The sequence below is a fragment of the Saccharopolyspora dendranthemae genome (assembly GCF_007829955.1).
In the GTDB taxonomy this organism is placed as follows: Bacteria; Actinomycetota; Actinomycetes; order Mycobacteriales; family Pseudonocardiaceae; genus Saccharopolyspora; species Saccharopolyspora dendranthemae.
The window spans coordinates 384,118-405,298 of the sequence record NZ_VIWX01000004.1; the positions used below are offsets into that span (position 1 = coordinate 384,118).

Annotated in this window: 20 protein-coding genes; 10 read left to right on the forward strand and 10 right to left on the reverse strand. The window is 69.3% G+C overall.

Annotated elements, in window-relative coordinates:
- Nucleotides 1-25: 25 nt before the first annotated feature.
- Together FHU35_RS19970 and FHU35_RS19975 are read right to left on the reverse strand one after the other, a co-directional pair.
- On the reverse strand, nt 26-1,474 hold the full coding sequence (locus FHU35_RS19970; RefSeq protein ID WP_145741977.1) for a DHA2 family efflux MFS transporter permease subunit: 1,449 nt from the start codon (nt 1,472-1,474) through the stop codon (nt 26-28).
- Nucleotides 1,475-1,939: 465 nt separating this feature from the next.
- Complete coding sequence (locus FHU35_RS19975) at nt 1,940-3,331, reverse strand: PepSY-associated TM helix domain-containing protein (RefSeq protein ID WP_145741979.1); 1,392 nt, start codon at nt 3,329-3,331, stop codon at nt 1,940-1,942.
- Nucleotides 3,332-3,590: 259 nt separating this feature from the next.
- On the opposite strand from FHU35_RS19975, the gene FHU35_RS19980 reads away from it, so the two are divergent.
- Nucleotides 3,591-4,475, forward strand: a complete 885-nt coding sequence (locus FHU35_RS19980) for a formylglycine-generating enzyme family protein (protein ID WP_425474159.1) — start codon at nt 3,591-3,593, stop codon at nt 4,473-4,475.
- 63 nt (nt 4,476-4,538) lie between these two features.
- On the opposite strand, the gene FHU35_RS19985 is transcribed toward FHU35_RS19980, so the two are convergent.
- Nucleotides 4,539-5,558: an LCP family protein gene (locus FHU35_RS19985; RefSeq protein ID WP_145741983.1), complete on the reverse strand. Its 1,020-nt coding sequence runs from the start codon at nt 5,556-5,558 to the stop codon at nt 4,539-4,541.
- Between the two features lie 327 nt (nt 5,559-5,885).
- Here FHU35_RS19985 and FHU35_RS29975 point away from each other — a divergent pair, with 327 nt between their 5' ends.
- Complete coding sequence (locus FHU35_RS29975; RefSeq protein ID WP_246110436.1) at nt 5,886-6,281, forward strand: hypothetical protein; 396 nt, start codon at nt 5,886-5,888, stop codon at nt 6,279-6,281.
- Nucleotides 6,282-6,396: 115 nt separating this feature from the next.
- Here FHU35_RS29975 and FHU35_RS19995 read toward each other — a convergent pair whose 3' ends face one another.
- Entirely contained in the window at nt 6,397-7,560 is a 1,164-nt protein-coding gene (locus FHU35_RS19995) for an LLM class flavin-dependent oxidoreductase (RefSeq protein ID WP_145741985.1), read from the reverse strand.
- Nucleotides 7,561-7,803: 243 nt separating this feature from the next.
- Between FHU35_RS19995 and FHU35_RS30445 the strand changes: the two genes are divergently transcribed.
- The 3 genes from FHU35_RS30445 to FHU35_RS20005 all read left to right on the forward strand — a co-directional run bounded on the left by FHU35_RS30445 (nt 7,804) and on the right by FHU35_RS20005 (nt 10,332).
- Nucleotides 7,804-7,884: a putative leader peptide gene (locus tag FHU35_RS30445; RefSeq protein ID WP_425474165.1), complete on the forward strand. Its 81-nt coding sequence runs from the start codon at nt 7,804-7,806 to the stop codon at nt 7,882-7,884.
- Nucleotides 7,885-8,088: 204 nt separating this feature from the next.
- On the forward strand, nt 8,089-9,420 hold the full coding sequence (locus FHU35_RS20000) for an MFS transporter (protein ID WP_145741987.1): 1,332 nt from the start codon (nt 8,089-8,091) through the stop codon (nt 9,418-9,420).
- Nucleotides 9,421-9,459: 39 nt separating this feature from the next.
- Nucleotides 9,460-10,332: a universal stress protein gene (locus FHU35_RS20005; RefSeq protein WP_145741989.1), complete on the forward strand. Its 873-nt coding sequence runs from the start codon at nt 9,460-9,462 to the stop codon at nt 10,330-10,332.
- A 1-nt stretch (nt 10,333) separates the two neighbouring features.
- Here the strand turns inward: FHU35_RS20005 and FHU35_RS20010 are convergent, their stop codons facing one another.
- The 5 genes from FHU35_RS20010 to FHU35_RS20030 form a co-directional block, all read right to left on the reverse strand.
- Nucleotides 10,334-10,744: an FHA domain-containing protein gene (locus FHU35_RS20010; RefSeq protein WP_145741991.1), complete on the reverse strand. Its 411-nt coding sequence runs from the start codon at nt 10,742-10,744 to the stop codon at nt 10,334-10,336.
- A 217-nt stretch (nt 10,745-10,961) separates the two neighbouring features.
- Nucleotides 10,962-11,783, reverse strand: a complete 822-nt coding sequence (locus FHU35_RS20015) for a carbohydrate ABC transporter permease (protein ID WP_145741993.1) — start codon at nt 11,781-11,783, stop codon at nt 10,962-10,964.
- A complete protein-coding gene (locus FHU35_RS20020) occupies nt 11,783-12,709 on the reverse strand; it encodes a carbohydrate ABC transporter permease (RefSeq protein WP_145741996.1) in 927 nt (308 codons plus the stop codon). The genes FHU35_RS20015 and FHU35_RS20020 overlap by 1 nt, the downstream gene beginning before the upstream one ends.
- On the reverse strand, nt 12,706-14,064 hold the full coding sequence (locus FHU35_RS20025; protein WP_145741998.1) for an ABC transporter substrate-binding protein: 1,359 nt from the start codon (nt 14,062-14,064) through the stop codon (nt 12,706-12,708). The genes FHU35_RS20020 and FHU35_RS20025 overlap by 4 nt, the downstream gene beginning before the upstream one ends.
- Nucleotides 14,057-15,058 (reverse strand): zinc-dependent alcohol dehydrogenase family protein, encoded by a 1,002-nt coding sequence (locus FHU35_RS20030; RefSeq protein WP_145742001.1) that lies wholly within the window; start codon nt 15,056-15,058, stop codon nt 14,057-14,059. Before FHU35_RS20030 ends, FHU35_RS20025 begins: the two co-directional genes overlap by 8 nt.
- 130 nt (nt 15,059-15,188) lie before the next feature.
- On the opposite strand from FHU35_RS20030, the gene FHU35_RS20035 reads away from it, so the two are divergent.
- Nucleotides 15,189-16,169, forward strand: coding sequence for a sugar-binding transcriptional regulator (locus FHU35_RS20035; RefSeq protein ID WP_145742003.1), 981 nt, complete (start codon nt 15,189-15,191; stop codon nt 16,167-16,169).
- Between the two features lie 98 nt (nt 16,170-16,267).
- Here FHU35_RS20035 and FHU35_RS20040 read toward each other — a convergent pair whose 3' ends face one another.
- Nucleotides 16,268-16,549: a hypothetical protein gene (locus FHU35_RS20040; RefSeq protein ID WP_145742005.1), complete on the reverse strand. Its 282-nt coding sequence runs from the start codon at nt 16,547-16,549 to the stop codon at nt 16,268-16,270.
- A gap of 211 nt (nt 16,550-16,760) precedes the next feature.
- Between FHU35_RS20040 and FHU35_RS20045 the strand changes: the two genes are divergently transcribed.
- Genes FHU35_RS20045 through FHU35_RS20060 form a run of 4 tightly spaced genes read left to right on the forward strand, consistent with a single transcriptional unit; the run spans nt 16,761 to nt 21,020 of the window.
- The gene (locus FHU35_RS20045) at nt 16,761-17,969 is read left to right on the forward strand and encodes an NsdA family TPR-like regulatory protein (RefSeq protein WP_484336725.1); all 1,209 of its coding nucleotides are present in this window, start codon (nt 16,761-16,763) and stop codon (nt 17,967-17,969) included.
- A gap of 35 nt (nt 17,970-18,004) precedes the next feature.
- Nucleotides 18,005-18,694, forward strand: coding sequence for a TIR domain-containing protein (locus tag FHU35_RS20050; RefSeq protein WP_186459516.1), 690 nt, complete (start codon nt 18,005-18,007; stop codon nt 18,692-18,694).
- The gene (locus FHU35_RS20055; protein ID WP_145742011.1) at nt 18,691-20,694 is read left to right on the forward strand and encodes a hypothetical protein; all 2,004 of its coding nucleotides are present in this window, start codon (nt 18,691-18,693) and stop codon (nt 20,692-20,694) included. The genes FHU35_RS20050 and FHU35_RS20055 overlap by 4 nt, the downstream gene beginning before the upstream one ends.
- Complete coding sequence (locus FHU35_RS20060) at nt 20,691-21,020, forward strand: hypothetical protein (RefSeq protein WP_145742013.1); 330 nt, start codon at nt 20,691-20,693, stop codon at nt 21,018-21,020. The genes FHU35_RS20055 and FHU35_RS20060 overlap by 4 nt, the downstream gene beginning before the upstream one ends.
- The last annotated feature ends 161 nt before the right edge of the window (nt 21,021-21,181 follow it).

Sequence of the window (21,181 nt, forward strand, 5' to 3'; positions counted from 1 at the left end):
GCCAGCGGCTTTCGGTGCTGGGCGGTCAGTGCGCCGCGGCCGCGGCTGTGGTGCTCGCTCCGTCGACCTTGCGGATGAACAGCGCCGTGCCGAAGGCCGCGAGGCCGATGACACCCGCGACGACGAACGCCGTGCGCAGGCCCGCCGCGTCGGGGATGCCCGCCGGGTTGGCCGACGACAGCGACGACACGGTGACGAACACCGCCGTGCCGAACGCGCCCGCGACCTGCTGCAGCGTCCCGAGGATCGCGCTGCCGTGCGAGTACAGGTGGTCGGGCAGCGACCCCAGCGACGCGGTCATCAGCGGCGTCATCATCAGGCTCAGTCCCAGCGAGAGCAGCACGTGGAAGCCGATCACCGCTCCCAGCGGCGAATCCGGGCTCAGCGTGGCGAACAGCCACAGCGCCGTCGCCATCGCAGCCGCACCCGGGATCACCAGCGGACGCGGTCCGATGCGGTCGAACAGCCGGCCGACCGGCCGACCCATCAGACCCATCAGCAGACCTCCCGGCAGGACCGCGAGACCGCTGACGAACGTGCTGGTCTTGAGCACCGTCTGCAGGTACAGGGGCAGCAGGATGGCCGCCGCGCCCAGCAGGCACATGAACAGCAGCGCGGCCAGCACCAACGCCACCACGAACGGCCGGTAGGTGAAGGGCCGCAGGTCCAGCAGCGCGCGGTCCTCGCGCTGCAGCCGCAGCTGCCTGGCCACGAACACCACGAGCGACACGGCCCCGACCACCAGCGGCACCCACGGCGGAACGGTGTGCCCGCCACCGGATTCACCGATCGCCGACAGCCCGTAGAGCAGGCCGCCGAAGCCTGCCGCCGACAGCAGCACCGACAGCAGGTCCAGCGGGACCACGCGGGTCTCGCTGTCCAGGCGCATCCACACCGCGCCGACGGCCACCGCGATCAGCGCCAGCGGCAGCACGATCCAGAACATCCAGCGCCAGCCCAGCGAGGCCAGCACCGCGCCGCCGATGGTCGGTCCCACGGCGGGGGCCACGGCGATGACGATCGTGATCGTGCCCATCGTGGCGCCGCGCTTCTCCACCGGGACCAGCCGCATCGCCGAGGTCATCAGCAGCGGGATCATCACCGCGGTGCCGGACGCCTGCACGACGCGACCCACCAGCAGCATCCCGAAGCCGGGTGCCAGTCCGCTCAGCAGGGTGCCGAGGCTGAACAGGGTCATCGCGGTCAGGAACACCTGACGCGGTGTGAAGCGCTCCAGCAAGAACCCGGTGATCGGGATGACCACCGCCATCGTCAGCAGGAAACCGCTGGTCAACCACTGAACGGTGGTGGTGGAGACGTGGAGGTCGACCGTGAGGTCGCGCAGGGCGACGCTCAGGATCGTCTCGTTGAGGATCATCACGAACGCCGAGGCGACCAGCACGCTGAGCAGCACGGTGGCTCTCGGTGGACTGGCGTGCCGGTCAGGCTCGGCGACAGCGGCCGTCTCGGTCATGGGTTGTCGTGCACCTCGCTCGTGTGTGGCCTGGTCCGGCCGCTGTTCCTGCCGACCGGGGTGCCGGCCGACGATTCGACGTCGCGTTCTGCGCGCTCGGGCGGTGGGCGCCCGGATCACGTGCCGGGTCGACCCACTCGACGGTGGGGACCACGACGGCTTCGAGCCCGGCCTCGTCGGCCGAGGGTCAGATGATCCGGTGCCGGGATGCCGCGCGAACGGCCCCCATCACGAACATGCTCATCCCCCAAGAGCTCCCGTACAGCCTAGCGCCCGGTCCTGACAGGAGCGTCCGTCGCGACGGTCCGCGCAGGCGCGGACCTCCGGCTTCAACGCACGCGACGCCTTCAATCATCCACGCTGGTCAAACCATTTTTCGCCGACGAGATCGCGCACCCGTGAACGCGGGCCGGTGACGCGGGAGCGGATGACGAACATCACTCCCCCGGCACCGACGGTTCCGCGTCAGCCGCGCGCGGCCCGCCACCGCCCCAGCGCGGCGTCGAGGACCAGGAACGCCAGCAGCGAGATCCCCAGCAGCGGGAGGAAGAACGCCACCACGAGCGTCGCGGCGCCCAGCGGCAGCAGTACGCGCAGCGGTACCTGCCGCCAGGTCCCGCGCGCGACGGGAGCGCCGAAGGAACCGGCGGGCCGGCGGCGCCACCACATGCGGTATCCGAGGAAGATCGTGGTCAGCAGCGACACCACCAGCGCCGCCAGCACCAGCTGGTTGACCAGGCCGAACAGCAGACCCATGTGCGCGTCGACGCCCCAGCGCGCCAGCTTCGCCATCACCGGCCAGTCGGCGAAGCGCAGGGTCTCGGTGACCTGCCCGCTCGCGGCGTCGACGGCGACCGAGTCCTGCTGCGTCGGCCACTGCCGCTGCACCTGCTTCACGACGTAGGCACCGCCCGAGGTCGGCGGCGTCAGCTCGACCGGCGCGGTCACGCCCTGCGCCTCAGCAGCTCGCAACACCCGTTCCGGCCCGACGTCGGTGCCGCCGGTGTGCGCGGTGTGCCCGCCGTGGCCGTGGTGGCCGTGGTGGCCCTGATGTCCCTGGTGCTCCGGCGGAACCGCGCTGGTGGACACCGTCGGCGTCTCCCAGGCCATCACCTCGCGGAGTTTGGTGACGTTCGCTCCGGCGTAGAGCGACCAGGTCAGTCCGGTCGCCGACAGGAACAGCAGACCCAGCGCGATCCAGGTGCCGATGACGCCGTGCCACGACAGCAGGCGCTTGCGCCCGCCTGCGCCGATTTCGGGGACCAGGAGCCGCTTGCGGGAGGTGCGGCGACGCCGGAACCACAGCAGCAGGCCTCCCAAGGCCACCACCCAGAGCCAGCTCGCGGCCAGTTCGCTGTAGAGCCTGCCGAAATCGCCCAGGTGCAGGCCGCGGTGCAGGTTGTCCACCCACGTGCGCAGCGGCAGCGCCTGCCCGTCGCCGTAGGTTTCCAGGATTCCGCGGACTTCCGCGGTGTGCGGATCGACGAACACCGTGCGGCGGAAGCTCTCCGGCAGATCGGGCGCGGTGAAGATGACCTGGGTCGTGTCGGTCGCGGTGGGCGCCGGTCGGATCGCCATCAGGGAGGCACCGGGATGCGCGCTGCGCGCGGCCGCGAGCTGGTCGTCGACCGGTGTCGTGCCCGGGTTCGCGGGCACGTGCAGCTCCCGGTCGTAGACCAGCTGCTCCAGCTGCGGCGTGAAGACGTAGAGCAGCCCGGTCGCGGCGGCCACGACCAGGAACGGGGCGATGAGCAGTCCGGCGTAGAAGTGCAGCCGCAGTACCAGCGGCCGCAGCGCAGCCCACGTCCCGGCGGGGCCGCTGCTCTGCTCGGCAGCGGCGGGCGCCTCGGTGCTCATCTCATCTCCATCCGCGAGTGGGTGCGTCGGATGAGATGTCGGATCAAGCTCACCGCTGGTTCCCGGGAGTAACCGCCGTCACGCCGGCACCTCGCGCACCAGCCCGCTCGTCGCGCATCGGTGGTGGCCGCGTCGAGGCATCAGGAGCGGCCGGCGGGTGGATCACGGATGTGGCCCTGGAGTCCTCAGCGACCGGACCAGGGCCTGCGCGGGTAACGTCGATCGGCGCGAGCGTTTCGAGTGCGGGAGGTGTGGGCGAGTGACGGGCTGTTGCCCTCCGTCGCGGTCCGGTCCGACGACCGGACCGCAGCAGCAGGTCACCCGGGGCAGCGGTGACCTGGACGGCATGGTCGTGCTGCCGGGCGGCGCGTTCCGGATGGGAACCGAGGACCCCGACGGCTTCCCCGACGACGCCGAGGGACCGATCCGCGAGGTCCGGGTCGGCGGCTTCGCCATCGACCCGCACGCCGTGTCCAACGCGCGCTTCGCGGAGTTCGTCGCGGACACCGGTTACGTGACCGAGTCCGAGCGGTTCGGCTGGTCCTACGTGTTCGCGAAGTTCCTGCCGGGACACCTGCGCAAGGAGTCGCCGCGTCCGGAGCAGGCGCCGTGGTGGTGCGGGGTGAGCGGCGCCTGGTGGCGCTGCCCCGAAGGCCCCGGCAGCGAGCTGGACGGCCGGTGGGACCACCCCGTCGTGCAGGTCTCGTGGCACGACGCCGCCGCCTACTGCAAGTGGGCGGGCAAGCGGCTTCCCAGCGAGGTCGAGTGGGAGTACGCGGCCCGCGGGGGGCTCGACCAGGCCCGCTACCCGTGGGGTGACGAGCTGACTCCAGGCGGCGAGCACCGCTGCAACATCTGGCAGGGCCAGTTCCCGGTGCGCAACACCGCCGAGGACGGGCACGTCGGCACCGCTCCGGTGGAGGCGTTCGCGCCCAACGGTTTCGGGCTGCACAACGTGTCGGGCAACGTCTGGGAGTGGTGCGCGGACCGCTTCACCGGGGCTTCCGAGAACCGCGCGATGCGCGGCGGTTCGTACCTGTGCCACGACTCCTACTGCAACCGCTACCGGGTCGCGGCGAGGACGTCGAACACCCCGGACAGCGCGAGCGGCAACCTCGGTTTCCGCTGCGCCGCCGACGCCTGAGGGACGAGGCACCGGCGCCTGACCGGGAAAGGAGTCCTCCGATCAGGCGCCGGTTCCCCGGATTCACATCCCCGTGACGATGACGTCCTCCGGCACCGGGGCGTCCTGGGCCAGGGCGCCGAAGAGCGTTCCCGCCTTCTCCTTGTCCCACTTCACGACCGACGCACCCCCATCGGTCTCACCGAAGCCGGACATCGGGACCGTGGTCGTCACGCCCTGACCGGACGCGATCCCGTTCATGGCGAACGCCAGGCTCCCGAGGTGCCAGACGTGATCGCCCGAGTCGACCAGGAACGCACCGGAAGTGTTGAGGATCAGCGGGAACAGCCGCATCGGGTTGAGGAAGACCTCCGGGGACGAGGCCTTCTCGGTCAGAGCAGCGAGGAATTCGCGCTGGCGCTCGACGCGGTCGAGGTCGCCGCGCGCCGAAGCGCGGGTGCGCACGTAACCCAGCGCCTGCGGGCCGGTGAGCTCCTGGCACCCGGCCTGCACGTCGAGGTTGGCCTTCGGGTCCTGCATGGGTTCCTTGACGCAGACGTCGACGCCACCGATCGCATCGGTCATGTCGGCGAAACCGCCGAGTCCGATCTCGGCGTAGTGGTCCACGCGCACGCCGGTCGATGCTTCGACGGTCTGGGCCAGCAGCTGCGGACCGCCGTAGGCGAAGGCGGAGTTGAGCTTGTCCTTCCCCCGCCCGGGAATCGTGACGTAGGAGTCGCGCGGGAGGCTGACCATCGTGGGTTTGCCGCCTGCCTGCGGGATGTGCACGAGCATGACGGTGTCCGTGCGACGACCGGCGGTGTCACCTGTGCCGAGCTCGGCCTGGCGGTCGGCGTCCAGCCCCTCGCGGCTGTCGGAACCGACGAGCAGCCAGTTGGTTCCAGGACCGTCGGCGGGGCGCTCACCCGAGGCGGGGATCGCGGGCTCGCGCTTGAGCGAGTAGTCCACGTAGAGCAGGAAACCGGCCAGCGCCAGCACGAGGACCAGCAGCACGATCAGGATCTTCCTGCCCGCGCGAGGACGCCTCCTGGGCCGGTGATGCGGTGGCCGCGCGTGCACCATTTGTTGCTGAGCGTAGTTCATCTGCCATCCGAAGAAGTAGGTTGTCCGGCACGGTTTTTCGCATCCCCGACCTGCTGCGGCGGGCGAGCATGACAGCAATCCCCGACGTCCGAATAGGAGCTGTCCCACATTTCCCGGCAACGAATGGAGAACTCCGAAATCACGCCGGGACAACGTTCTCCGGATCCCGTTCGATTGTTGAATCGGACCAACTTCTGGAAAGTCCAGGCCTGCGCGATTTCTGACGAAAATTCGCTTTAAGTGGAAGGAATTCTTCGCGATATCGACTGAGAATCACGTCGGTGCGGGGTTGTTCCGGCCGCTCCCGACTACTCATAATCCGACCCCATGAATTACCCGTCGCCCCACGGACACGGCCCGTACCCGCCCCACCAGGGCTCCCCGTACCCGCCGCACGGCCACGACCGGCCTCCGCACGACGACTACTACGAAGAACGGCGTCGCCGCGAGGACACCTCGGCTCGGATCGCGAACATCGTCCGCGTCGTGGTCAGCGTGGTGCTCACGATCTTCCTGCTCCACGTGCTGTTCGTCGTCTTCGACGCGAACCAGGGCAACGAGTTCGTCTCCGTCGTCTACGTCCTCGCCAAGACCCTCGTGCTCGGCCTCGGCGACGTGTTCACCCCGGACGACGCGGTGCTCGGCGTCGTCCTGAACTACGGCCTGGCCGCACTGGTCTACGTGGTCATCGGTCAGCTGATCATCAAATCGCTGCGCCGCTGACCGCCCTCGAATTCGAGGTGACCCGGCGATGCCTTTCGCAACGGCACGCCGCGCCTGAGAACGGATTTCAATGGAAATCGGAACCCCGATCTCCATTGAAATCCGTCAGCGCGGGTCAGGACGTCGCAGCCGGGGTTCCCGCGAAGGGAATGCTGGACGGAGCCGGCTCGGCCTCGGCGCGGGCGGGGTGCCGCCAGAGGCCCTTGCGCTCCAGAATCGGCAGGACGCCCTCGCCGAACCAGTAGGCCTCCTCCAGGTGCGGGTGCCCGGAGAGGACGAACTCGTCGATGCCCAGCGCGTGGTACTCCTCGATGCGCTCGGCGACCTCGGCGTGGCTGCCCACCAGGGCGGTGCCCGCGCCGCCGCGCACCAAACCGACTCCGGCCCACAGGTTCGGGTAGATCTCGAGCTCCGAGGTCGCGCCCTCGTGCAGCTCCAGCATCCGCTTCTGGCCTTCGGACTCGCTGCGGCCCAGCCCCTTCTGGACCTGCTCGATGACCGACGGGTCCAGCGCGTCGAGCAGGCGCTCCGCCTCGGCCCACGCCTGTGCGCTGGTGTCGCGGCTGATCACGTGCAGCCGGATGCCGAAGCGCGGCGTCCGCCCCCGCGCAGCGGCCAGCTTGCGGATCCACTCGATCTTCTCGGAGACCTTGGCGGGCGGTTCGCCCCAGGTCAGGTACACGTCGGCGTGCTTGGCGGCGACATCGCCCGCGGCGGGCGAAGAACCGCCGAAGTACACCGCGGGAACCGGGTCGGGCCGCCGGGTCAGCTCAGCGCCCTCGACGCGGACGTGCTCGCCGTGGAAGTCGACCCGGTCGCCGCGCCACAGACCGCGCACGACCTCCAGGAACTCGTCGCAGCGGGCGTAGCGGGCCTCCTTGTCCAGGAAGTCGCCGTAGGCGCGCTGCTCGTGGCTCTCACCACCGGTGACGACGTTGAGCAGCAAGCGCTGACCGGAGTGCCGCTGGAAGGTGGCGGCCATCTGCGCACCGAGCGTCGGCGAGAGCAGGCCGGGCCGGAACGCCACCAGGAACTTCAGCCGCTCGGTGACCTCGGCGAGCATCGCGGTGGACAGCCAGGCGTCCTCGCACCACGCGCCGGTCGGGGTCAGCGCGCCTTCGAAGCCGAGCTGCTCGGCGCTGCGCGCGATCTGCCCCAGGTAGCCCAGCGTCGCGGGCCGCGCACCGCCCGCGGTGTGCGTGGGCGTGCCGTGGCCGCCACCGACGAGGTAGCGGCTGTCGCCGTAGGTGGGCAAGAACCAGTGGAACGTCAAGGACATCTGCTTCTCCAACAGTCCGGTGTGGACGTGTTCATGGGACGTGAACGAGGAAGGAGTCAGCTGCGACACGCTTGCGTGACCACGCGCTGGAAGTCCACGTGGCGGCGCCGGGTCAGAGGTTCCACGAGCGCCATCGTTGGTCAGCCCGACGGACGATGTCAACGACCGGACTCGGGGTCTCAGCCCGTGGACGTTCGCGGCTCCGCTTGACCGCGCGGGCACCGGACGGCGAAGCTCGGCCGCGTGCCCGCTCCCGCACTGCTGACCTCGCGCCACCACGTCGACCTGCTCCGCGTGGCCTCCGCGGCCTGTCACGCCTCCTGAACACCGACGCCCGGCCGCCAGGACCCGGCCCGAAACCCCGGGTTCCCAGACGCGCAGAACCGGGCGCCGCATCGGATCACCGCGTCCCGGGGTCCTCGATCCTCGCCCGTCCCGTCGCTCGACGGATTTCACGCGGGTGCTGACCCCTGGCGAGCGGACCGGGTGATCCCCCTCCCCCTCCCCGCACCTCAACCGGAGGCAGTGATGACCGCGGGCCTGCAGCAGCCTGCTCCTGACGTGCGCGCCGTGTCCCGCAAGGACGTGCGCACCGTGATCGTGTCGAGCCTGATGGGCACGACCGTCGAGTGGTACGACTTCTTCCTCTACAGCACCGCCGCCAGCCTGGTGTTCGACAAGCTGTTCTTCCCCACCGACAACCCCACCGTGTCGACGATGCTGGCGTTCGTGACGTTCTTCGTCGGATTCGTCGCCCGCCCGCTCGGCGGTGTCCTCTTCGGACACATCGGCGACCGGATCGGCCGCAAGCGCACGCTGGTCAGCACGATGCTGCTGATGGGCCTGTCCACGGCGGCGATGGGTGCGCTGCCGACCTACGAGCAGGTGGGTCTGCTCGCTCCGCTGCTGCTGGTGCTGCTGCGCGTGGTCCAGGGCCTGGCGATCGGCGGCGAGTGGGCCGGCGCGGTGCTGATGGCGGTCGAGTACGCGCCGCCCGGCAAGCGCTCCTGGTACGGAGCGTGGCCGCAGGTGGGTCTCGCGCTCGGACTCGGCCTGGGGACCGGGCTGTTCGCGTTCCTGGGCAACGTCCTAGACGACGAGCAGTTCCTGGGTTACGGCTGGCGGATCGCGTTCGGCGTGAGCATCCTGCTGGTCCTCATCGGATTGGTGATCCGGCTCCGCGTGGCCGAAACCCCGGCGTTCGAGAAGATGCGGGAAACGCAAGGTGCCGCGAAGGCCCCGCTGGTCGAGCTGTTCCGCGACCGGATCACCCGCCGGAACACGCTGCTGGGCCTGCTCTCCCGGTGGGCGGAGGGCGCGGCGTTCAACACCTGGGCCGTGTTCTTCCTGTCCTACGCCACCGCGACGCTGCACCTGCCTCGCAACGGCGTGCTGATCTCAGTGATGCTGGCTTCCGGGGTGCTCGCCGTGCTGCTGCCGGTCTTCGGCCGCCTCAGCGACCGCATCACGCCGCGTCGCGCCTACGCCCTCGGCGCGGGCCTGTTCGCCGCGTCGGTCTACCCCGCGTTCCTGGCCTTCCAGACCCGGGACCTCCTGCTGTCCGGGCTGATCATCGTCCTGGTGCTGGGCGTGGTCCACGCGCTGCTCTACGCGCCTCAGGGCACGCTCTACGCGCAGCTGGCGCCCGTGCGCTCCCGCTACACCGGGATGTCGTTCGTCTACCAGTTCTCCGGGATCTACGCCTCGGGCCTGACCCCGCTGATCATCACCGCGCTCATCGCCGCCGGTGGCGGCTCGCCGTGGCTGGCGTGCGGCTACCTGGTGCTCACCGGCCTCATCGGCCTCACCGCCACCATCGCCCTGCGTCCCGCGGATCTGACGTCGGCCTCGGCGGACTGACCATGCCCGCCGCGGGCTCTCGTGGTGAGCTGGACCGCGATGGGAACCCGAGAGCACCGAGACGTGGCGGTCGGAGCGGACGACTCCGACGCCGGGCGGCTCGCGATGCGCTGGGCCGCTCGGGAGGCGCTCTCCCGCGATCGGGCGCTGCTGCTGGTCCGGGCGGTCCCGATCCCGCTGGAAGACCTCACGCGCACCCACACCACCGGCGACCAGCCGGTGATGCGGCACGGGTGCGCGCAGCAGGAGCTGGCGGCGATGGCCACCGAGTGCCGGCGGATGTTCCCGGACCTGCTGGTGCGCACCAAGGTGCAGATGGGGCACCCGGCGTCGGTGCTGCGCGAGGAGACCGACCAGATGGGGCTGCTGGTGCTGGGCCCGCCGCCGCTGAGCCGCACCCGCCGGGTCCTGCTCGGGTCCACCGCAGGCGAACTGGTCCGAACCTCGCACACACCGGTGGTGGTCGTGCGAGGCCCGGAAGCCGACCGGCCGCTCCGGCGGGTGGTGGTCGGCGTCGACGGCTCACCGTCCTGCGCCGGGACCATCGCCTTCGCCCACGACGCGGCGCGCAGGCACTCGGCGACGCTCACCGCACTGCTGGCCGATGCCGCGCGGGCACCGGACGCGCTGCCCCCGGGCCGGGGTTGGCGCCACGAGTCCGACATCGTCGAGGCCAACCAGCGGTTGCTGGCCGAATGCCTGGCGGGCGTGGCGCGGTCGGACCCGGACGTGGAGCTGCACCAGGAGGTCAGCCTCGAACTGCCGACCGAAGCGCTGCTCCAAGCCGCGGAGAAGGCCGACCTCCTGGTGATCGGTGCGCGGGGACGCCACATCGTGCGTTCCACGACGCTGGGGTCCACCAGCCACGCTCTGGTGCACTACGCGGACTGCGCCGTCGCAGTCACCGGATGACTCACAGCCCGGTGCGGTAGGTGAAACGGGCCTTGCCCACCCAGATCTCGTCGCCCTCGTTGAGCTCCGCGATGTCGACGGGCAGGCGGTTGAGGTAGGTGCCGTTGAGCGAGCCACCGTCGACGAGCACGAAGCCGTTGCCGCGACGCCGGATCTCGGCGTGCTGCTTGGACACCGTGATGTCGTCGACGACTATGTCGGATATCGCGTCCCGCCCTATGGTGGTGCGCTCCGACTGGAGCACGAACCCGCTTCCGGCGGCGTTCCCGCGGTTGATCATCAACCGGGGCCGGCCGCTGAGCTCGTCAGCGGAGCGAGGAGCCGGAACCTCGTGAGGAGCAGACGCTCGGGCGGCATCGGCTTGCGGTTGCACTGGATTCGATGCGGTCGTGCCGATCCTGGTCTGTTCCATCGTCGTCTCCCTAGCCAACAAGCGTGATACCTCCGAATGCACCTGCCCGTAACCGGGTGGCTACACACAGAATGCCGAAGGATCGGCCGCCGTCGCTAGGACCAACGTCCTTAATTCACCGAACCTGATTCGTTCATGTGACCTAAGTCTCCGAAAGATTTCCCGCGAGCCGCCGGAAAACGCCACGAAGGCGCTCCGGCGGCCCCTGCGGGAGGACTTACTTCACCGCGCCCATCGACAGACCGCGCACCAGGTGGTTCTGCGCGACCCAGCCGATGATCATCACCGGCAGCGAGGCCATCAGCGCCGCCGCCGACAACTGCGCCCAGTACAGGCCTTCACTGGTGATGAAGCCGACCAGGAAGACCGGCACCGTGCCCGCCTGCGCGGCGGTGAGGTTGACCGCGTAGAAGAACTCCGTCCAGGAGAAGATCACGCAGATCAGCGCCGTGGCGGCGATGCCGGGTGCGACGACCGGCAGGATCACCCGGAACAGCAGCACCGGCAGCGGTGCGCCGTCGACCCGGGCGGCCTCGACCATCTCACTGGGCACTTCCAGGAAGAACGACCGCATCATCCACACGGCCAGCGGCAGGTTCATCGCCGTGTAGAGGATGACCAGCGACCAGACGTTGTCCAGCAGACCGATGTTCTGCGAGATGACGTACAGCGGGATGATCGCCGCCACGATCGGGAGCATCTTCGTCGACAGGAAGAAGCCGAGCACCCCTTGGGTTCCTGGCACCGCGGCGATGGACAGCGCGTAGGCCGCGGGCACCGCGAGCAGCAGCACCAGCAGCGTCGACACCACCGTCACGAAGGCAGAATTGCCCAGGTACGGGAGGAATCCGCGTTCCATGATCCCAGCGAACTGGGTCAGCGTCGGCGTGAAAAGCAGCCGCGGCGGGTCGGTGTAGGCGTCGGCCTCCTCCTTGAAGGAGGTCAGCACCATCCACAGCAGCGGGAAGACGAACAGGATCGCCACGACCCAGGTGAACGCGGTCAGCGCCCACCGGCCGATCGGGTTCGCGGTGGTCATCAGCGCACCTCGCTCAGGCCGAAGGTCCGGAACATCAAGCGCAGCGCGAAGTTCGCCACGATCAGCGTCAGGATGACCACGACGACACCCATCGCCGAGGACTGACCGATGTCGAAGCCCTCGAACGCGCGCTGGTAGATGTAGTACGGCAGGTTGGTGCTCGCGGTACCCGGACCGCCCTGCGTCATCAGGAAGATCGCGTCGAAGCTGTTGACGATGTAGATCGCCCCCAGCAGCCCCGCGAGCTGCAAATAGCGGGCCAGCTGCGGCAGCGTGATCGACAGGAACGTCCGCCACCGCCCGGCGCCGTCGACCGCGGCGGCCTCCAGCACCTCCTTGGACTGGGCCTGCAGGCCCGCCAGGATCAGCAGCATCATGAACGGCGTCCACTGCCAGATGACCTGGGTCATCACCGCCGCCAGCGGGTACTCGGCGAGCCAGTCGGTGTCGCCGCCGAACACGAAGTTCAGCAACCCGTAGGTGGGGTCGAACATCGTGGTCTTCCACAGCAGCGCACCGGCCGCGGGCAGGATCAGGAACGGCGTGATCAGCAGGGTGCGCACCACGCCGCGCCCGGTGAACTTCCGGTCCAGCAGGATCGCCAGGCCCAGGCCCAGCAGCATCGACACCAGCACGCACACCACGGTCAGCACCACGGTGTTGAGCAGCGCGCCGCGGAACTGGCTGTCGGCGAAGACGTCGACGTAGTTGCGCAGACCCACGAAGTGCCGCGAACCCGGACGCACCAGGTTCCAGGACTGGAACGAGTAGAACACCGTCATCAGGAACGGGATCTGCGTCACCAGCACCGTGAACAGCAGCGCGGGCAGCAGCGGCGCGCGGCGCAGCCAGCGACCCGACGTCCGTTGTTCCTTCTTCTTCGGCACCGCGGGTGCCTGGACTTCTTCGACCACCGTTTGGCTCATCGGGTCTCCCGGTAGGACTCGCCGACGGACTCGGCGTACTCCTGGGACTGCTCCAAGGCCTCGTCGACGGTGACCCGCCCGGCGATGGCCGCCGACAACTGCTGGCTGACCCGGGTCCCCAAGTCCTGGAACTCCGGAATGCCGACGAACTGGATCCCCGGGTACGGCACGGGGTTCACCATCGTGTTGGCCTGCTGCGCCTTGTCGATCCCGTCCAGGGTCGGCTTGGCGTAGGCGGAAGCCGCCTGCTGGTACTCCGGGATCTCGTAGGTCGACTTGCGCACGCCCGGCGGAACCCGGTTCCAGCCGAAGGTGTTGCCGACGTCCTTGACGAACTGCTTGGAGGTCATCCAGCTCATGAACTGCCAGGCCGCGTCCTTGTCCTTGGCGACCTTGGGCATCGCCAGCGACCAGGTGTAGAGCCAGCCCGCCTCGGGGGTGCGCTCGACCGGTGCGGACACGTAGCCGTTCTTGCCGACGACCTTGCTCTCCGCCGGGTCCTCGTTGGTGCCAGCCATGACCGTGGCGTCGTACCACATCGCGGCCTGCCCCTGCGCGTAGTGCGTGCCGCACTCGGAGAACCCGGCGCTGGAGGCACCGACCTCACCGTGCTCGCGGACGAGGTTGACGTAGAAGTTCGCCGCGGCCTTGAACTCCGGCGAGGTCAGCTGGGGGTTCCACTGCTCGTCGAAGTACCGGGCGCCGAAGGTGTTGGCGACCGTGGAGAACGGCGCCAGGCTCTCGCCCCAACCCGGCTTGCCGCGGAGGCAGATGCCGGAGAGCCCGCTCGCGGGATCGTCGAGCTTCGCGGCGAAGTCGGCGATCTGCTGCCACGTCGGGTGTTCCGGCATGACCAGCCCGGCCTGCTGGAAGAGGTCCTTGCGGTAGGTGAGGAACGACGATTCGCCGTAGAAGGGCACCGCGTACATCGAACCCTGGTGCGACAGCGATTCCCGGATGGTCGGGATGAAGTCGTCCGCGTCGTAGCCCGGCGTCTTCTCGATGTAGGGCTGCAGGTTCTCCAGCCAGCCGTTGGCCGCCCACTGCGGGGTCTCGTAGTTGCTGATCATCGCCACGTCGAACTCGCCGCCCTGGGTGGCGGTCGAGGCGGTGATCTTCGCGCGGGCCTGGTTCTCCGGCAGCTGAACGAACTTCAGCTTGATGCCGGGGTGCTCCTTCTCGAACTCGCCCTTGAGCGCGACCGCGTCCTCCATCTGCGGGTTGGAGACGATCGCGATCACCAGGGTTCGCCCGCCGGAACCGATCGCACCGGCTCCGGCGCAGCTGGTCAGCAGTACGCCGACCATCGCCAGCAGAGCGAGCCGTATTCGGCTGCGCCACAAACGCTTAGGCATCCGCACCTCCGGGCAGGACCTGGATTTTGAGACCGGCGCCGCTGCGCATGAGCTCGAGCGCCTTGCCGAACTCCTCCAGCGGCAGCGCGTCGGTGAGCAGCTCGCCGCTGTCGATCGCGCCCATCGCCATCAGGTCCAGCGCCGGGCCGAAGCTGTGCAGCACCGCCATCGACCCGACGATCTTGATCTCGTCGTTGTAGATGCGGAACGGGGACAGCGAGATCCGCGCCTCCGCAGGGGCGACGCCGAAGACCAGCAGCCGGCCGCCTCGACGCACCTTGTCGAAGGCCGTCTCGATGGCCGGCGCCGCACCGGTGCAGTCCACCGCCGCGTCGAAGTCCGCGTCCAGCTCGGCGGCGTCCTCCGCTACGGCGACGGCGCCCAAGCGCTGCGCGCGCGGCAGTCGCGCCGCGTTGCGGTCGGCGACGGTGACCTGCGCGCCCGCGCGCTGCAGGAGCTGCTGCATCAGCAGGCCCATCGTGCCCGCGCCGATCACGAGGAACTTCTCGCCGGATTCGACGCCGATCTGGCGAACGCCGTGCACCGCGCAGGAAACCGGCTCGACCAGGGCCCCCTGCTGCCAGCTCAGCCCCTCGGGCATCCGGTAGCAGTTGGCGGAGGGAACCGCGACGTACTCGGCAAACGCTCCGTCGACGGTGTCGCCGGTGGCGCCCCAGTTCGCGCAGAGGTTTCCGTGCCCGTTGCGGCACGGTCCGCAGTAGCCGCAGAACAGCGAGGGATCCACAGCGACCCGCTCGCCGACCTTCCACTCCCCCGGCACGTCCGGACCGACCTCGACGACCTCACCGGCGAACTCGTGGCCCGGCACGATCGGATAGGGCGTCGGCGGGAAGTGCCCGTCGGCGATGTGGACGTCGGTCCCGCAGATACCCGTGGCACCGACCTTCACCACCAATTGCCGCTCGCGCGGTACCGGATCCGGTACGTCGCCAACCCGGATCGAACCGGGTTCGTCAATGATCGCGGCGCGCATCAAACCTCCGCCTCAAGAGCGCTCACATGAGCGAACTGCGCTGTACTCTGCTCTGAACTTGACCCGCATTGAAGAGGTTCAGTGCTAAGTGCGTCAACCTTCCGCGAGGTTTTCCCGTTATAGTGCTCATATGAGCACCCCTCGGCCACGAAGCGGACTGATCGACACCATGACCGCGGCGTCCATCGCGCACCGTTTCTACGTGGCCGGACGTTCGAAGCTGGAGATCGCCGAGGAGTTCGGCATCAGCCGCTTCAAGGTCGCCAGGATCCTGGCATCCGCGCAGGAGAACGGCCTGATCAAGATCTCGTTCGAGTTACCGTTCCCGGTCGACGTCGAGCAGTCCGAACGCCTCCGGACGGCCTACGGCCTGCGGCGGGTCCTGGTGCTCAACAGAGCGCAGACGAAGGTCGATCGCCCCGAACTCCGCCGCCGCGTGGGGGTTCTGGCGGCGCAGCTGCTCACCGAGATCACCGTCGCGGGCGACGTCATCGGCCTGTCCTGGGCGCGATCGGTCAACGCGATGGCCGAGGCCATCCGAATCCTGCCGAAGTGCCCGATCGTGCAGCTGTGCGGCGTGCAAGCGGGAATGGACATGCGCGACCGCTCGGTGGAGACGGTCGGCCGGGTGGCGGCGGCGAGCGGCGGCGACTCCTACCCCATCTACGGCCCGCTGGTGCTGCCCGACCGCCGGACCACCGAGATCCTGCGCAACCAGCCGGGCATCGCCGAGACCTTCGAGCAGTTCCAGCACCTGACCAAGGCCGTGGTGAGCATCGGCGCCTGGCAGGAGAACGAGTCCACCGTCTACGACGCGCTGAGCCCCGCTGAACGCGAGTCGATCCGCCAGCGCGGTGCCGCCGCCGAGATCGCCGCGCGGCTCTTCGACGCCGACGGCAACGCCCTGTCCACCGGATTGGCCCACCACGTCCTGGCGATCCCGCACGAACAGCTCCGCGACGTCCCCGAGGTGATCGCGGTCGGCTACACCACGCCGAAGGCCCGCGCCATAGACGCGGTGCTGCGCTCCGGGATCGTCAACACCCTCATCACCGATGCCGAAGCGGCCGACCTGCTCCTGCAACTGGTCACCGACCGGCCGCTGAAATAAGGGGTGGAGCGAGACCCCCAGCCTCGCTCCACCCCTTCGCGCCCGTTTCCCGTTCAGCGCACGACGGGAAACGGGAAACCGGACCAATCGCCCGCCGATCAGCTCGCTTCTCGGTCAAGATCCGTCGATGTGCGCAGCATTGCTGCTGCGTTCCTGAAGATCTGTTCCCAGGATTCGACGACGACGAGGAATGCGGCGGCCATGACGACGACGAGCGCCACCAACGCGGTTCCGGACAGCTCCCAAGGAGTGAGCTCGAAGAACGCCCACAACTGGACCGCGGTGAATCCCAGCGTCATGGCCGCGCGCCCGAGCAGAACCTCGGACGACGGGCTGCGCTGTTCGGGTGTCAATTCACGGGAGAGGTCGTCGGTGATCATCACTTCTCCTATGGTCAGGCGGAGCTCCAGTGATCTGACTGGACCCGCTACCACCACCATGTGCCGTGGTAGGCCTGGCCGAACACCCGTTTCCCAGCGCCGAGAGAATCGGGAAACGGGCAACCCGGAGGACGAGTTGACCCAGCGGCCCACACTGTTCGGGGCGGAGCTTCGACGATTGCGGACCGAGGCTGGACTGTCGCTCTCCCGGATGGCTGGACTTCTGCATTACAGCAAGGGCTACCTGAGCAAAATCGAAACCGGCGGCAAACGACCGAGTCCCGATTTCGCCCGTCGCTGCGATGCCGAACTCGACGCCGGTGGAAAGCTGTCCGCACTCGTTCCCGACCAGTCGCCGAAAACGCCTCCGCCATCCGAAATCACGACCAACGGTGATGAGGTGTGGGTGTTGCGACTCGATTCGAGCGGAAGCAGCTCTTTCCAGCCGATGGACCGCCGGAGCGTGCTGACCGCGGGCGCCGCGTCGGCGGTGGCCTTCGGGATGGGCGGCACGCGCGCAGCCGTCGCGGGAACCGGTTCCGTGGAGCCGTTCCAGGTGATGTTCGACCAGCTCCGCAAGCTCGGGCAGACCACGAGTCCGTCCCTGGTCCTGCCGGGCCTGATCGCCCAGACCCATTCGCTGCGCGAGCTCGCGCTCAACGCCCACCCCCGGCGAGCGCCGGAGATCCTGGCGCTCACGGCGCGGTACGCGGAGTTCGCGGGGTGGATGGCGCAGGAGGCCGGGGACGACCGGGCGGCGATGTGGTGGACCGACAAGTCGGTCGAACTGGCCGAGGCCGGCGGCGACCGCAGGCTCGGCGCCTACGCCCTGGTGCGCCGCGCGCTGGTGGAGATCTACCGGCACGACGCCCGCCAGGCCATCGAGGTCGCGCAGCTGGCCAGGCAGAACGCGATCACCGACCGCATCCGCGGCTGGGCCGCTCTGCACGAGGCCCAGGGCCACGCGCTGGCCGGTGACTACGACACCTGCATGCGCATCCTCGACGTGGCGGGCGAGCACCTCAGCGCGGCGCAACCGGAGCCTGGCCCGACGCTGGGGGCGAGCAACCTCAGCGACCCGGTCGCGATGATCGCCGGGTGGTGCCTGCACGACCTCGGCCGCACCGGCGCGGCCACCGAAGTCCTGGATCGCGAGGTCGGCGCGCTGCCGGAACAGGCGCTGCGCTCCCGCGCCCGCTACGGCATCCGCCGGGCGCTGGCCCACGCCACGGCGGGCGAGATCGAGCACGCCTGCGCGCTCACGACCGAGACGTTGCCGATCGTGGACGCCGTCACCTCGGCGACCGTGCTCACCGACCTGCGCAAGCTCAGCCAGCTGCTGGCCCGCCACCACCGCGTTCCAGCGGTCCAAGCGCTGCAGCCCGCTCTGATCGCCTCCCTGCACCACCAGACCGCATGAACGTTCCCACCCCCGAGAGGAAGAGGAGACGCGCTGTGCCCGAGATCTTCGTCAACTACCGGAGCGGGGACGGCGAGTTCGCCGCCGCGCACATCGAGAGCTACCTGTCGGAGCGCTTCGGCGACGAGCTGGTGTTCCGCGATGCCAAGGGAGCACCGGGCGAGGACTACCGAACCGTCCTGAACCGGGCGTCGTCCACGACCTCGGTCCTGCTGGTGCTGATGGGCGCGGGCTGGGCCCACGCGCGGGACGCGGAGGGAAACCTGCGGTTGGCCATGGAGGACGACTTCACCAGGAACGAGATCCTCAACGCCATGCGCGCCGGCGCGCTGGTCATCCCGGTCCACTGCGGGCGCGGGCTCCCCCAGCTCAAGCCGTCCGACCTGCCCGAGGAGCTGGAAGCGCTCGCCTACCTCAACGCGCTGGACTTCGACGTCCGCAACGCCCGCGACGACCTGAACCGGCTCGCCACCAAGCTGGTGGAACTCGTGCCCGCGCTCAAGGACGACCGCGCCGCCGAAGCACCACCGCGCTCCGGCGGGGTCCACAACCACAACGCGGGCGACGTCGGCGGCAACCTCTTTCAAGGAGGAGATGTTTCGGGCGGGATCTCCTTCGGCGGTTCGTCCACCACCCACTTCCACGCGCCGACGCACGGGACCCACCACAGCGGGTCGGGGGACCAGCACATCCACGGAGAGCCGGAGGAGGGCGACCGCCGGTGAGCGAGGACGCGGAGGAGGCCACTGCGGAGACCCACTTCAAGGACGAGGTGACGGCCACCGCGATCCACACCGGCACCGGCCACGTCTTCAACATCTTCGGGTCCGGCCACGAGAGCGTGCTCCGCCAGATCCGCCCCCGCCTCACCTTCCGAGGCGATCTCAGCTGGAGCGAGCAGCGCTTCGCGGCTCCGCCCGGCCTCGACGACGCGCGCGCGGCGCTCCGCAAGCACGGCACCGCGCTGCTGACCGGCCCGCGCGGGAGCGGCCGGAGCACCGCCGCGAAGGTGGTGGTCAACGAATCCGCCGGTGATCAGTCGCCCTACGCGCTGCTCACCGAGGAGCCCTACGACCCGCACCGCCGGCTCGGTGAGGTCTCGCTGCTGGCCGACCACCGGCTCGTGCTCGACCTGCTCGACGCGAGCGAAGAGGTCTTCCTGACCCGGATGCGCGAGCTCCCGGAGTTCAGGGCGAGGTTGGTGAGTTCGACGGGCTACCTCGTGGTCGTAGTGCCCGACGAGTTCGCCCATCACCTCGGCGACGAGCTGCGGCCGCTCGTCGCGCGCATCGATCGGCCCGCCGGGCCCGTGGTGCTGCGCAGACATCTGGAAGCCGAGGGCTTCTACCCCGCAGCGGACCAGCTGGACTCCGAGGACGTCTCGGCTTCCCTCGCACTACCGATGGCCGAGATCAGCGGGCTCGCGACGCGGATCATCGATCTCAGCAGGAGCGCACCGGACCGCGCGCTGGACGCCCTGCTCGCCGAAGCGATCTCCGAGCAGACCGACAGGCGGGAGGAAGCCTCCAAGCTCGTCGAGCAGCGGACGACTGGGCGCGACCGAGCGATCCTGCTCGCCTCGGCGATGTGCCACGGCGCTTCGGGAGACGCGGTGTTCTTCGCCTCCCACCGGCTGGTCGAGCTGCTGGGACTCGGCGATCGCGAAGGGCCCAGGATCGAGCAGCCCGGCTATCGCGCGCAGCTCAGCGATCTCGGCATCGACCTGCTCCCGCCGAACCGGATCGACCTCGGTGCGCGGGAACTCGGCCGGGCGCTCCTGGAGCACTTCTGGGACAACTACCCGGACCTGCGCGAGACGTACTGCCAGTGGTGCGACGAGGTCATCAGGATGCCGTCCCTGACCGGTACCGATCGCCTCGACCTCGTCGACCGGTTCACCGGGCAGGCGCTGCGCACGAACTCCCCCGGCCACGTCCGCTGGCTGATCGAGCGCTGGCTGGAGCCGCGCAACCACCGGAGCAGGCCACTGCGGGACTTCGGTGTCCGGGCGCTGACCAACGGTCTCGAGGACCCCCGGCACGGCAGGGAGTTTCGCCGCCTGGTCCGCGAATGGGCCAAGGAACCCGGTCTTCCCGACGAGGTGGGTCAGGTCCTGGTCACGCTGACGACCACCCTGATCGCGCCCAACTACCCGGACCAGGCGGTGGTGCGGCTGCACCACCGAGCACGCCGGGAGAACGAGTTCGGCGACCCGACCGCGCGGGAGGCGTTGCTGAGCCTGACCGCCGACAGCGATTTCCTGCTGCGGTCGCTGTTGCGGCGACTGCGCGAGGACCTGCCGCGAACCGACCCGTGGGCCGCCGATTTCGTGCTGTTCGCGCAGGCCGCCGACCCGCGCCGGCTCGTGGACACCTCGTGGGCCTCCCGACCGCTCGTCGCGCAGCAGGAGGTCCGGTCCGACCTCGTAGCCTGCTGGCAGGCGCTGTTCGCACACCGCCCGGACCACGCCGCTCGCCTGCTCACCCACTGGCTCGCGACGGCCGGCCGGATCTCGAACGCCGATCTGCTGCTGTCGATCCTGGTCGAGGCCGCGCAGGGCTCCGTGGACCTGCTCGCGGATCTCCACGTCGCAGCACGCGACTGGAGCCAGACCGCGCACGGCCATCCGCACGTCGCGGTCCGGCTGTCGCAGCTGGTCGATCTCGCGCAGGGGCTGCAGAACCAGGACTACGCGTACCCGCGACCCGAGGAGTTCGTGCGATGAGCAAGGAGAACCGGACCCTCTACATCGGACTCGTGATCGCCGCGCTCATCCCACTCCTCTTCGGCCTCCTGCTGGAATGGCCCGCGTGGGTGGTGGTTCCGCTGCTGGTGGGAGTGGGATTCGGTGCGTTCAAGAAGCTGACGGGTGCGATCCGCACCCCGGCCGACCACGTCGGTATGCTGCTCGACCAACTCGGGTTGCAGGGTGAGCGCAACGCGGTTCGGCGGCTCACCGCCCACCGCTTCGCCAAGCTCATCGAGGCGGCGGGGCACCGGCAGGTGGCCGAGGACGTCCGCAAGCGGTTCGACTCCCCCGAAAAGCCGTGAAACGGACGGGAGATTGCACACTTTGACGGCTTGACGCGATCGTGATCTTGAGGGAGGCGCGATTCGTTGACCCCTTCATCGGAGAACGTTACAGTTCCGCTGTTCGACCGGACCGGGGTTCTCTCTTCCCTGGTCACAGCCATCAGCGGCTGCCGATTTCC

Coding starts and splice junctions, on each gene's coding strand:
- FHU35_RS19970 (WP_145741977.1), bottom strand. CDS start 1,474: ATGACCGAGACGGCCGCTGTCGCCGAGCCTGACCGGCACGCCAGTCCA.
- FHU35_RS19975 (WP_145741979.1), bottom strand. CDS start 3,331: ATGAGCACCGAGGCGCCCGCCGCTGCCGAGCAGAGCAGCGGCCCCGCC.
- FHU35_RS19985 (WP_145741983.1), bottom strand. CDS start 5,558: ATGAACTACGCTCAGCAACAAATGGTGCACGCGCGGCCACCGCATCAC.
- FHU35_RS29975 (WP_246110436.1), top strand. CDS start 5,886: ATGAATTACCCGTCGCCCCACGGACACGGCCCGTACCCGCCCCACCAG.
- FHU35_RS19995 (WP_145741985.1), bottom strand. CDS start 7,560: ATGTCCTTGACGTTCCACTGGTTCTTGCCCACCTACGGCGACAGCCGC.
- FHU35_RS20000 (WP_145741987.1), top strand. CDS start 8,089: ATGACCGCGGGCCTGCAGCAGCCTGCTCCTGACGTGCGCGCCGTGTCC.
- FHU35_RS20005 (WP_145741989.1), top strand. CDS start 9,460: ATGGGAACCCGAGAGCACCGAGACGTGGCGGTCGGAGCGGACGACTCC.
- FHU35_RS20010 (WP_145741991.1), bottom strand. CDS start 10,744: ATGGAACAGACCAGGATCGGCACGACCGCATCGAATCCAGTGCAACCG.
- FHU35_RS20015 (WP_145741993.1), bottom strand. CDS start 11,783: ATGACCACCGCGAACCCGATCGGCCGGTGGGCGCTGACCGCGTTCACC.
- FHU35_RS20020 (WP_145741996.1), bottom strand. CDS start 12,709: ATGAGCCAAACGGTGGTCGAAGAAGTCCAGGCACCCGCGGTGCCGAAG.
- FHU35_RS20025 (WP_145741998.1), bottom strand. CDS start 14,064: ATGCCTAAGCGTTTGTGGCGCAGCCGAATACGGCTCGCTCTGCTGGCG.
- FHU35_RS20030 (WP_145742001.1), bottom strand. CDS start 15,058: ATGCGCGCCGCGATCATTGACGAACCCGGTTCGATCCGGGTTGGCGAC.
- FHU35_RS20035 (WP_145742003.1), top strand. CDS start 15,189: ATGAGCACCCCTCGGCCACGAAGCGGACTGATCGACACCATGACCGCG.
- FHU35_RS20040 (WP_145742005.1), bottom strand. CDS start 16,549: ATGATCACCGACGACCTCTCCCGTGAATTGACACCCGAACAGCGCAGC.
- FHU35_RS20045 (WP_484336725.1), top strand. CDS start 16,761: ATGGCTGGACTTCTGCATTACAGCAAGGGCTACCTGAGCAAAATCGAA.
- FHU35_RS20060 (WP_145742013.1), top strand. CDS start 20,691: ATGAGCAAGGAGAACCGGACCCTCTACATCGGACTCGTGATCGCCGCG.